We start from the raw sequence: 10,878 nt of genomic DNA, 5'->3' as shown, positions 1-10,878 counted from the left end.
GTGAACCGTCCCAGTTCTCCTTTCTGCTGGGCTATTGAATCCTCCATTACATAACTCGGCAGAAAGGAGCTTTTTTTTAGCTCTTTATATCATAACTCCTACCTATAAAAGAAATTGTATCGTAATATAAAATAGCCACACCCTAATAAATTGGGCCTTATGTAAAAGGTCTTCAGGGGGATAACCGGTAATAGCCATCTCCGGGAAGGAGATTAGATCAACACCTGATTCTTCCGCTTTTTTAATATACTCGCAGATTTTACGAGTATTTCCGGTTAAGTCACCTACGGTGCAATTTATCTGGGCCATACCTATTCTTAGGAACTTTAGCATATTTTTCTCACCGATCTCTAAATATACCACGCCGTCAGGAGTCTGTCAATAAAAAAGCTGCTGCCTCAAAATAAAACAGACCGCCATCACTATCTTAGGTAACTACTACAGGTAGATAGGCTGAAGGCTATTGAACTTCAGCCTTCAGCCTATTTACCTAAGTTTAAGTAAAGGTGTTGGGTGATTTTTTATTGACAACCTTTATTTAGGGGTGTTATAATAAGCGTGTGGCTAAAATTCGAGGGAACATAGCCGGATGTGGCAACCTGACTCAGTGTCCGGCTCGACCCTCAGAAAACTTACCCCCAGAGTAACTACTTAGCCATACAAAAAGAAGACCATAGATTTCACAGATTACACCAGATTTCACAGATTATCAGGAGTAGCTACTCAGGTTATTGTAACCGTTCAGCACATGATGCTGGATGCTCGATGCTCGATCCTCGATGCTGGTAAAGGATCCAGTATCCAGGATCGAGCATCGAGCATCGAGTTTGTGCCTTAGTGGCTGAACGCTTACAGGTTATTTAGACTGGAGGCTGAAGGCTGAAGTTCAATAGCCTTCAGCCTTCAGCCTATCTACCTGAGTAGTTACACAAGGTATTACATTATGGAAAGAACCACCATCCCCCCCGGCCTGAGGCCGTATTTTCAGGAATATGACCCTCGAACCCTGGATATTGACGGCGACGCTAACCTGATCATTCAGCGCACCCTGGAATATGGCACATGGGACGAGGTGCGTTGGCTCTTTGTCACTTACGGTGGCCCGCGTATCCGCACCTTTATCCATGACCGGGGCGAGCGCCTGCTATGCCGTGTCAGCTTCAACTATTGGCATAAACTATTGGGTGTGCGCCATTGGCGGCGTTTACCATTCCCTACCCCAAAGGGGGAAGTATGGGACAAATAGCTCCAGTCAATCCCCACTGGGAAGCGCTTACACCCGAAACGCACGAGGCGTTCTGCAAAGCCGCCCACCTGCCGTTTATCAGCCAGTTTTACCTGGCCGGGGGCACTGGACTGGCCCTGCATCTCGGGCATCGCTTTTCGGTTGATCTGGACTTCTTCTCGCCGGCCTCAGACGCCGTTGGGCCAGACGTACGTACCGGGCTGCGGGAAGCCCTGGAAGACCCAACGCTGTCCATCACTCATGACAAAGATGCCACCTTTGTAGCCACCTGGCGAGGTGTAGGTATCAGTTTCTTTCGTCTGCACCTTTACCCTCTGGTGCATCAGCCTGTACTGATAGAGAACGTGCCCGTAGCCACTATAGAAGAAATCGGCGCCATGAAGTTGGCAGCCAGCATTGACCGAGGCACCCGCAAGGATCTGGTGGATCTGTACTACATCCTCCAACAGGTGCCGATTGAACATTTGTTTGAGGTGGCGGCCGTAAAATACGCTCGCGTGCGCACCTTCGCCATCAGTGCTACTCGCGCCCTGGCCTATTTTGACGATGCAGAAGCGTTGCCTATGCCCCTCATGATTGACCAGACTTCCTGGGCAGACATGAAGCGCTTTCTGGTGCGCCAGGCCATAGAGACCGGCCGGAAACACCTCGAAGATTTGTGGACATGAACACCTGCTCCTTTCTCTTTCTTACCAGTCAAGCCACCTCGTATCGTCATCTTTCCAACTGCTCAATAACCTTTTGTTTCAGATCCAGGATCGCTTTCCGCCCTACCTCTGAAAGACCTTCACCAAGATTCAGTGGGCCTTAAGAGGTGTGAATAGATGGCCAGACCCGAGACGGCTGGGAGGGGTTGGCTCAGTATATGGGGAGAGGGCCGCTTTTGGGAATAAGGTCGTAATCGTTCACCACAGAGACACAGAGGCACGGAGAATGATTTTTAGATTTTTCTCAGTGTCTCTGTGTCTCCGTGGTGAGGTGAACGGTTACTCCCCCTTTTCACTGACCCATTACCATTTCGTGGTAATTTTTTCTTGACATTAAGTAAATTTTGTGATATGTTTTTCACCATCATCCTTTGAAATATATACCCCTGTGAGTACAGAAGATAGAGAAAATAAGGAGCCTATTGGACAATCTCAAGTTAGAAGGAGGAAGGGTTATGAATCGTCTCAGAAGTTTTATTGCTTTATTTGCAATGGTAGTCTTTTCAGCCCTTGTCTTTGCAGAAACCGAAAAAGGTGATCTATCTCTTACAAGACTTATGAACGGTAATAAACGTTTTGTATCAGGTATCATATCTCAGAAAGACCTGAGTGATGCAAAGAGGAAAGAACTATCTAAGGGACAAAAACCTTTTGCCATTGTATTAACCTGTTCTGACTCGAGGGTTTCACCTGAAATTATTTTTGACCAAGGGCTCGGAACTATCTTTGTCGTAAGGGTTGCAGGAAATATTGCTGACCCAGTAATCATAAGAAGCATTGAATATGCTGCAGAACACCTCGATGTACCCCTTTTGTTAATACTCGGTCATTCACAATGTGGTGCGGTTAAAGCAACGCTTGAGTTAGAAGGAGAAGCTTGTGCTTTGGCGCAAAAGATTATGCCCGCTGTTATGGCAGCAAAGGAAAAGGGTGGAAGCGAGGATGAAATCATTGAAGCAGCTATCAAGGAAAATATAAAGAATGTATATAAAGATGTAATGAGTAGCAAGGTCATCAATCATCTTGTCTCTGAAGGCAGACTAAAGATTGCTGCAGGAGAATATAGTCTTACAACAGGCCATGTTGAGATGATAGATCTGCCAAAATTAGCCCCTCTTAAAAAGCCTCATTATATGAAACGACAAAAATAGTCGCGTATAATTAATTATTTAAGGGGTGTGCATAATTCCCACGGGATGCGCAACGAGCATACATCTCAGGATTTCCGCCTGGTTCCAGCATGCTGAGAACAGCCGGTTTCATTTGTGAGCATCTACTCCCCCTTCCAGAAACCCGCGTGCTCTCGATATTTGTAAAACGTGTATCTCGTTGCACATCCCGTGGGTAATTCCCTTAGGGAGCATTCCGCGATGGGGAATGCTCCTTTCCCTCAGGTAAAGACCGAGATCATGTGGGAGATGTCGTGTAAGGGCATCCTCCAGATGCTGTTGGCCATCACGGCGATCTGGACGGTTAGCGTCCCCAAAGCCAAACAGGTACGCACATTGGCCAGGCCTTTGATGGACAGCTATTTGTGGTTATTGGTGGTGCCCAGCACCTTGCTCACCAGGTCAAAGAGAGGCTCTACGGCGGTCTTGCGGGCCGCCATTGGCTCCGCGTTCTCCGGTTGGCTGATAAATCGGTGGTAGGCCTGGGCGTTGCGTCCTTCCGTCCATTTCAGGGCAGGAGCCAGAAAGGCGACTCCCTTCTTGGCCCAGGTGCGGATGCGGCCATACTTGGTGGAGGAGTCATCGCCCACGATCTCCTTGGGATTGAGCGGCTCGATGCTCACAGCCTTCTCATCGATGACTTGGCTCTCGGAGACGCTGGCCGTTTCGACCTGGACCAGCTTGGGGAAGCCCTGGCGGTTACAAGTAGCATTGAGCCCATAGCCATAGACCCAGCCATGGTAAGCACTCTTGCTCCAGATGGCGTCGGTATCCAGGTGGCGCAAGCCCTCGGGGATGTGGCCCTTTTGGCGGTCCTTCTGGTGCCAGACCGGTCCTTGGGCTTTGAAGAGGCTTTTGTCTTCGTAGAGGGTATCGCTGGAAAAGGCCTCATCCAGCTCTTCGGCCCACTGGCCCACGAAAGCAGCAAACTGCTGGATCACTGAATAGAGCTTCTTATAGCGCCGCAGCAGGGTAGTGCGATGGGGCGTGCCCTGGAAACCGATCTCCTGGGCCTCGTGGGGATGGTTTTTCAACCAGCGCCATTGGGCCTTGAAACGGAAAATCCGACGAAACTGCATGATAACGAAGAACACCAGCAGCACCTTCTGCGTGTAGGTAAAAGGGCGACCTCGGCGTGAAGAGGTGGTCTGCGGTGGGTAGAGTCTTTTGAGTTTGATCCGGGCTTTCTCGGTGGTGAGACGCATCAGCGGTTTGAATGCCTTGCCGGAGGACAGCTACTACTGGCGGGTGAAGTTCTTTGATCAGGCGACCAATTCCACCAACTGGGGCACGGCCAACAGATTTGAGGTGGTCACCTTTTAGCCTAAACTAAAAGATCTTCTCTATCAATTTTACAAAGGCGGGGTTAGCAAATGTCAGGGCCATAAGGGCAATAGCAATAAAAATGTTTAATTTAAAATTAAGACTTTTAAACTTCTCATCAACCACATTAAATCTCTCATCCATTTCCCTTTCAAGGCCCTTAAATCTCTCATCAATAAGATTAAACCTCTCTTCAAAAATTTCTCTTGTGACCAGCTCCTTTTTTAATTCTTCTTTAACCTCTATTTTTATATGCTCTTTCTTTTCTACTATAGTCTCATTGGCCTTTTCCTTAATCCCATCAATAGCTGACTCTATGGCCAGAGCAAATACCTCTGCCTTGTGCCTTTCTCCAAAGGCCTCTTCTAATAAGTTAAAGGCCTCTCTTGGTAATGTATATGTTGACATTGTTTCCTCCTCGGATCTTAGTTTCAACTGTGTTTCAATCTCTGACCCTAATACAGCCCGGCCTAAGTTTCTCCCTGGTTTCAACAGGGTTCGAGGATTCAAGGGTAGATTTACTTGAACCCTGGAAGCCTTGACCCTTATCTGTGACTCCAAACCAGGGAGGAAGTTCCGCCGAGCTGGACTAATATAGTTTACCATAAGACATATTCTCTGTCAAACAAAACTTGCTGCCCCCAGGTGTGAAGAATGAAAATCTACCAGAAGAATCCCCAGGTAGAGAAAAGCTGGACTTAGTTGGTTCTGCTCTCAATGGGAATTAAGATTTCTTAAAGATGGAATAGTTTGACAGAGATTATGATTAATGGTATAATTCACTCGTGGAGCCAGAGAACGTAATTATTCAGCCACTGATTGACACGGATTAGCACGGATAAAATAGAATGGGTTTAAAATATGGAAAAATAACAGAGGATATTATCAGAGGAGCATTTGAAGTTTACAATGTTCTCGGTTATGGCTTTTGGGAAAAAGTTTATCAGAAAGCATTATAGGTTGAATTATTACAACGGAAACATTCAGTAGAATTGGGATATCCAATATTAAAAAAATCAGTGTTTCATCCGTGTAAATCTGTGGCTGAATAGTTACCAGAGAACATCAACTTTGACCTTAAGATGGGGAGACATATAGAATTGAGAGCTGAGAGGTCTCTCTACTCTCTACTTACGGAGCACAATTGATGTCGAAAGAAACATTTACCTTTAGCTTGATTGGGGCGGCTATCCCCTTAAGCCAGTTTATTCTGGCCAAAGAGTTATTGGTGGCCTTTCAGGGGTTTGAAATATCCCTGGGAATAGCGTTGGGTATTTCCCTGTGCTGGATGGCGGTAGGCAGCCTTGGGCTATCAGGACTGGGCAAGGGAGAAAAGGGAACTTATCGAGTCCTTATTATATCTCAGATTCTTCTAAGCCTTCTTATGCCGGTGACCTTAGTGACTGCCAGACTGGCCAGGCATTTGGCGGTCACGCCAGATATAAGTTCTATCCTCCACATCTGCATAGTTATTACGGCCATATTGTCTCTTTTGCAAGGATTTCAACTGAACCTTGCCTTTCGCTTTTCAACCGGAGGACTCCTTTGGGGGCTTATGATGGGTGCTCTCATCCTTGAACCTGCCATCCATTATCTTCATCCCTTCTGGATAATTATTCCCCTGGGGACCCTATGCCTGACCTCCAGCCTTCTGCTTTTATCCAAACTTCTTCATCCCCCGCCGGTTGAGGTCCAGGCTCCTGCCAGAACTTACCGGCCCGGAGAGACTTTGACCTCGCTAAGGGAAAAATTACATAGAAAAACGACCTTTAATGCCCAGTATCCCCAGACACCCTTTGCCTATCATCGCTTCCTTTTCCCCAAGATAGATTACCAACAACCATCTCGGGCCGGTCATACCGTCTATTATAGACATAGATTTAGTCTTCTGCCTATAGTTGTCCTTTTTCTCACTTTACTCGCTGTTTATCTGTTGCTCAGCAAGGCGCCTGATAGGCTCCAAATCCTATCCAGATACTGGCAGTGGGGCCAGGAGAATATCATTGACTCTCGGAATTCCTCCTATGGGCATTTAGCCGTAACTTCTATTGAAGGCCGACATAAGCTCCATTTAAGCGGTCAGGAAATTCTAACTATCGGAGAAGAAGACCTCTCAGGGCTTATCAAGCTCCCCTTTTTAATTTCGGATTTCGTACCCACTTCGTGGGTACCCGGGATTTCGGATTTTTCATTTCCCACCTCACCCTTCGCCTCCTCTATTTCGCCATCTGCCATCCGCCATCCACAATCTGAAGATCCGCCTTCCGCCTTTCGCCCTCTGCATTCTAAGAGGGTGTGCCTGATCGGAGGGCAGGGATTGGGAGAGATTCTGAATTACCCAGTGGAAGGTGTTGATTATGTTGGTCTTGATCCTCTGATGGCGGATATATTATTGGAGTATACCCCCCCTGAAAAAAGAGATGCCTTCTTTGATCCAAGAGTTAGTTTAAGGGGAGAAGAGGGGCGGAGATTTATTGAGGGCGGATTAAGAGAAGAAGAGAGTCAGAGACTTATGGAGGGTTCTCGGGGCAAATATGATGTGATCCTTCTTACGGCGCCTTATCCTTCCACCCTGCGATTTAATCGCTTTTACACCAAGGAGTTCTTTGCCTCTCTCTCCGGAATCCTGGAGGAAGATGGGCTTTTCTTTTTGGAATACGGAATTAAAAGTTCCGCAATCCGAAATCACGGGTACCCACGAAGTGGGTGCGAAATCAAAACATTCCGCCTTCTCTTAGGGGCTACTTTGGGAGACGTCTTTTCAGGGGTCATCTTTGTTCAGCAAAAAGAAGGGTCCCAGGGCTTCCTGTGTTCGAACAGCGCTAACATCTTATCCTTATCCTCTATGGAAATTGCCGCCAGAGCAAAAGAAGCCGGCCTAGACATCGCTCAAATTCAACCCTATCCTATTCCAACCGAATTGCCCCCAAGGATTAATCGAGACCTTTCCCCGGCAGTCCTTGGTTTTAAAGCAGATAAGCTATTAATGCTTACCTTATTGCTCATCCTCCTCTATCTGGGACTTACTCTTTGGTTCCGAAAACCAGACTCGTCTGATAGAGGGGAAAAGCGGTATGTAGGGCTTATTTCAGGCTTTGGCGGTTGGGCGGTGGTGGTGATTCTGATTTTGAGCCTTCAGGCTTTATATGGGCATGTCTACCACCGATTAGGGGTCATTGTAGCTGCCTTTCTAATCGGATTTAGGATAGGGATGAAAGGTTTCAGGTTCGGGGCACCCCCTGGCGGGTCGTCGAGTTTCGAGGCAAGAGGTGATAGAAGTGGGTGCGCCATCCGCCATCAAAAGTTGGCTCAACGAATGCTGGGTTTATATCTCCTTTTTCTCCCCTTGATATTGATGGGTATTTCTACCTTAGGAGGGAACCTTGTCCTGGCTGAGATTGTCTTTCCGGGTCTGGCCGTTTTAGCCGGTTTCCTGAGCAGCCGCAGTTTGAATATGCCGGAAATTACGGAAGGGGCAAGGAGGCGATTATTGACCGGTTATTACTTATTAGGGGCCGGTTTAGCTGCCCTGGTCATCTGTTTGCTTTTCTTGCCTCTGGGAGCAGGAAAGACCTCGCTACTATCGGCCTTTTTCTTCCTTGTGTCTTTGTTTCTTAGAGGGTGTTTGAAAAGTGTCACTTCGTATCTTCTGTAACCGTTCAGCCACTAAGGCACGAAGACACGAAGGGGAAATTATTAAAGTATGTATCTTAGAGAGCAGTAGAGCAATAGAGCAGCAGTTCTGGAACCTTCGGAAAAGTCTTTAACTACTGCTCTGCTGCTCTGCTGCTCTATTTTTGTGTCTTAGTGTCTTTGTGGCTGAACACTTACTTTTCTTTCTATTGAACAGAGAAAAATGTGTAACTTATCCACACCAGTATTCCCAATAAGACAATCCCTAAAGATATACTCCAGCCAATCAGTTTCTTCTCTACGGGGAGTAATGGTTCATACTCCATCTTTTTTAGTTCCTCGGCTATTTGGGCCATAATTATAAGCACTTCCTTTCATTGTAATTGGCAACCGATTACCGATTGCCTTTCGTAACCGTTCAGCCACAAAGCCACTGAGGCACAAAGAGAATAATGGAATAGCCCACGGATGACACAGATTTTGGCGGATTCTCACGGATTTTTTTTAATAAATTTTTATCCGTGTCAATCCGTTTCATCCGTGTAATCCGTGTGCTATTATTTGTAATCTTTGTGCCTTAGTGGCTGAACGCTTACTACCTTTCTTACCCTGTGACCACAGGTGGCCTGATGCCGTGAAAGAATATCCACGAGATAAACAGTCCTATCCAGATAATAAATCCAAAGAGACAGAGAACATACACCGCCACTAACTTGCCAATACCCTCTTCCCAGAGCTTCTTGAAATTAGAGAGAACACCAATCGTAAAAAATGTCATCGTAAAGAATATCCCTCGGAAAACATTGGCCTCACCCATCGCTGTCTTTGCCTTGCTTAGTAATTCTGGGGAAGAAAGGCAGATAACCAGAATGATGATGAATGTAATCGCATAGCCCAAGACAAATTTGGGAAATCTTTCCCATATTTGGCTCGGACTAACCTTTTCACCTGGTTTTCGTTCTATAACGGAGCACCAGATAATGGCCAGAATAAATGCCCATATCCCGATAAAAATATCAATAAATATCTTAACCGTCGCCGAAGCTCCCATTATCCAGCCTTCCTGGTAATTTACACCTGATAGGGCCAATGTCTTGGCTCGAATAAGGGCATCCGTAATCGCCCCACTGGCTACGGCGGCGCCATCTGTTTTAACAGCTAAACCCATCCAGGCACCGGCGACCATGGGTTGGTTCCAGAGGAGATTTTCGGCGACAAAAGGCAGGATTAAAAGCTCCACTACCGCAAAGATAACGACCAGCGAAGAGACCATTATGGGCACAATCGGTCTGGCTTTTATGGCCGAACCAGTAGCAATAGCCGCCGAGACACCACAGATTGAGATGCCTGAGGCCAGGGGTGCGGCCCATTCCCGACTAAATTTAAACCACTTCCTGGCCACAAAATACACGATGGCCCAATAAATCAGGTAGGCTTCAATAATAGCGCATAATCCTCTAAACATCACCACCGTGGCCAGTCCTAACTTTTCCGCGGCCATCACCCCCAAAAATCCACCCAGAATAACAATGGCGGTTTTGATATACAATTCAGGCTTTACAGCTTCTTTTATGGCCTCGGCACACCTCGGATAAAAATTGCCAATTAACAATCCAACCACCAGAGCAATTATAAATCCTGCCTCTGGGGTTAATTTCAATGACCAGGAGATACCAAATTTTCCCATCTCCGCAGGTGTGGTTACGGCTATATTGGCCCAGCTACCTCCAATCCAGCAAAGATAACTCACCCAGAATATTACGGTGAAACCTACCATAAATCTCCCCATATTTACCTTTAAAGCCCATCCACCGATTAGCATAACGACCAATAAAAACAAATAAGTGGCCACTAATGACCCCAACCCGCCTAACTTACCATACACCTCAGAGATAGGACTTAATGCCTTGGCCATATCGGTCCATATCCCTGTTTTTACTACCCAGCCCAGTAAATCTACGCCACTAAAAACCCCCAGTGAAAGGGCAAATATAAATAGCCCCAGCCATACCGCTAACCAATCTTCACTTAAACCCTTTTTTTCTTCCATTGATTACTTGCCTCCTTTTTTTAATTTCGAATTTAACCCAACTTCACAACCGTCTTTGCAAACCCTTGATTTTTCAAGGGAATTTTTTATGTTATATACTACACCCTTACTTTTCTTTAGAACTTTTATTTTACACCTTTTTTATTAAGAAAGCAACTGGAAAATTCGTTAGATATTACAAAATTCTTGCCCTATTTAACAATATCTTAAAATATAAAGAGTTGCAAATTTTCCTTTCTAAAAATTCGTGAAGTCGGGTTTAATAGAGGCTGAATAGTTACCATCCCTTGTTGATATCGGTTAAATAATTAGTTGACATATTATTTATAATTCTGTACAATACCTTGTCAGGCCAAGCTCACCTGGACGGGGCGAAATCCAAGGTGTATGAGGTAATTGCCCTGTTCGTGGTTGGGCATACGCTAAACAGATACATATTTTCAACTCATTCTGGTATAATACTATTTTATCCGGGCTAATCGGTGTTAATCAGGGGCTGAATTGTTACTTCTTCAATTTAAGTAGACCACCAAGATTCTGACCCACCACCGTAACTACTCAAAACTAAGTTAAGCAGTTAGTTGGGAGACAAAGCGAAATTCCCTCTCCCTTGATGGGAGAGAGATAGGGTGAGGGTGAAAGAGGATTGTTTATTTCACCCCCCTAACCCCTCCCATCAAGGGAGGGGAAGCTCTTATGCCGACGCTGTCGGTACAAAAGGAGATGAAACTTAACCCATAGCACTATAAT

General features: G+C 46.0%; 11 protein-coding genes. 6 read left to right on the top strand and 5 right to left on the bottom strand.

Annotation, left to right across the window (positions count from 1 at the left end; translation table 11 throughout):
• Nucleotides 1-102: 102 nt before the first annotated feature.
• The gene (locus AB1797_09650; GenBank protein MEW5767871.1) at nt 103-333 is read right to left on the bottom strand and encodes a nitrilase-related carbon-nitrogen hydrolase; all 231 of its coding nucleotides are present in this window, start codon (nt 331-333) and stop codon (nt 103-105) included.
• Nucleotides 334-943: 610 nt separating this feature from the next.
• Here AB1797_09650 and AB1797_09645 point away from each other — a divergent pair.
• From AB1797_09645 to AB1797_09635, 3 genes are all read left to right on the top strand, one after another.
• Nucleotides 944-1,246 (top strand): hypothetical protein, encoded by a 303-nt coding sequence (locus AB1797_09645; GenBank protein MEW5767870.1) that lies wholly within the window; start codon nt 944-946, stop codon nt 1,244-1,246.
• On the top strand, nt 1,234-1,914 hold the full coding sequence (locus AB1797_09640) for a nucleotidyl transferase AbiEii/AbiGii toxin family protein (protein MEW5767869.1): 681 nt from the start codon (nt 1,234-1,236) through the stop codon (nt 1,912-1,914). The genes AB1797_09645 and AB1797_09640 overlap by 13 nt, the downstream gene beginning before the upstream one ends.
• 494 nt (nt 1,915-2,408) lie before the next feature.
• Nucleotides 2,409-3,104 (top strand): carbonic anhydrase, encoded by a 696-nt coding sequence (locus AB1797_09635; GenBank protein ID MEW5767868.1) that lies wholly within the window; start codon nt 2,409-2,411, stop codon nt 3,102-3,104.
• A gap of 377 nt (nt 3,105-3,481) precedes the next feature.
• Here AB1797_09635 and AB1797_09630 read toward each other — a convergent pair whose 3' ends face one another.
• Nucleotides 3,482-4,327 carry a hypothetical protein gene (locus AB1797_09630; protein ID MEW5767867.1) on the bottom strand — a complete coding sequence of 282 codons (846 nt, stop codon included), beginning with the start codon at nt 4,325-4,327 and terminating at the stop codon, nt 3,482-3,484.
• Between AB1797_09630 and AB1797_09625 the strand changes: the two genes are divergently transcribed.
• Nucleotides 4,317-4,445 (top strand): hypothetical protein, encoded by a 129-nt coding sequence (locus AB1797_09625; GenBank protein ID MEW5767866.1) that lies wholly within the window; start codon nt 4,317-4,319, stop codon nt 4,443-4,445. The two genes, AB1797_09630 and AB1797_09625, sit on opposite strands and share 11 nt — an antisense overlap.
• Nucleotides 4,446-4,451: 6 nt before the next feature.
• On the opposite strand, the gene AB1797_09620 is transcribed toward AB1797_09625, so the two are convergent.
• Nucleotides 4,452-4,853, bottom strand: a complete 402-nt coding sequence (locus AB1797_09620) for a hypothetical protein (protein MEW5767865.1) — start codon at nt 4,851-4,853, stop codon at nt 4,452-4,454.
• A 440-nt stretch (nt 4,854-5,293) separates the two neighbouring features.
• Here AB1797_09620 and AB1797_09615 point away from each other — a divergent pair, with 440 nt between their 5' ends.
• Nucleotides 5,294-5,404, top strand: a complete 111-nt coding sequence (locus tag AB1797_09615) for a GxxExxY protein (protein ID MEW5767864.1) — start codon at nt 5,294-5,296, stop codon at nt 5,402-5,404.
• Nucleotides 5,405-5,592: 188 nt separating this feature from the next.
• On the top strand, nt 5,593-8,100 hold the full coding sequence (locus AB1797_09610; protein ID MEW5767863.1) for a hypothetical protein: 2,508 nt from the start codon (nt 5,593-5,595) through the stop codon (nt 8,098-8,100).
• A 184-nt stretch (nt 8,101-8,284) separates the two neighbouring features.
• On the opposite strand, the gene AB1797_09605 is transcribed toward AB1797_09610, so the two are convergent.
• Entirely contained in the window at nt 8,285-8,434 is a 150-nt protein-coding gene (locus tag AB1797_09605; GenBank protein ID MEW5767862.1) for a hypothetical protein, read from the bottom strand.
• 248 nt (nt 8,435-8,682) lie between these two features.
• Nucleotides 8,683-10,128 carry a putative sulfate exporter family transporter gene (locus AB1797_09600; protein MEW5767861.1) on the bottom strand — a complete coding sequence of 482 codons (1,446 nt, stop codon included), beginning with the start codon at nt 10,126-10,128 and terminating at the stop codon, nt 8,683-8,685.
• Nucleotides 10,129-10,878 lie beyond the last annotated feature (750 nt).

This window comes from bacterium, from assembly GCA_040753085.1.
In the GTDB taxonomy this organism is placed as follows: domain Bacteria; phylum UBA9089; class JASEGY01; order JASEGY01; family JASEGY01; genus JASEGY01.
Note: the sequence above shows the minus strand (reverse complement) of the source record. Positions and strands in the feature narration are given on the sequence as shown.

Coding starts and splice junctions, on each gene's coding strand:
- AB1797_09635 (MEW5767868.1), top strand. CDS start 2,409: ATGAATCGTCTCAGAAGTTTTATTGCTTTATTTGCAATGGTAGTCTTT.
- AB1797_09605 (MEW5767862.1), bottom strand. CDS start 8,434: ATGGCCCAAATAGCCGAGGAACTAAAAAAGATGGAGTATGAACCATTA.
- AB1797_09615 (MEW5767864.1), top strand. CDS start 5,294: ATGGGTTTAAAATATGGAAAAATAACAGAGGATATTATCAGAGGAGCA.
- AB1797_09600 (MEW5767861.1), bottom strand. CDS start 10,128: ATGGAAGAAAAAAAGGGTTTAAGTGAAGATTGGTTAGCGGTATGGCTG.
- AB1797_09610 (MEW5767863.1), top strand. CDS start 5,593: ATGTCGAAAGAAACATTTACCTTTAGCTTGATTGGGGCGGCTATCCCC.
- AB1797_09650 (MEW5767871.1), bottom strand. CDS start 333: ATGCTAAAGTTCCTAAGAATAGGTATGGCCCAGATAAATTGCACCGTA.
- AB1797_09630 (MEW5767867.1), bottom strand. CDS start 4,327: ATGCGTCTCACCACCGAGAAAGCCCGGATCAAACTCAAAAGACTCTAC.
- AB1797_09640 (MEW5767869.1), top strand. CDS start 1,234: ATGGGACAAATAGCTCCAGTCAATCCCCACTGGGAAGCGCTTACACCC.
- AB1797_09645 (MEW5767870.1), top strand. CDS start 944: ATGGAAAGAACCACCATCCCCCCCGGCCTGAGGCCGTATTTTCAGGAA.
- AB1797_09620 (MEW5767865.1), bottom strand. CDS start 4,853: ATGTCAACATATACATTACCAAGAGAGGCCTTTAACTTATTAGAAGAG.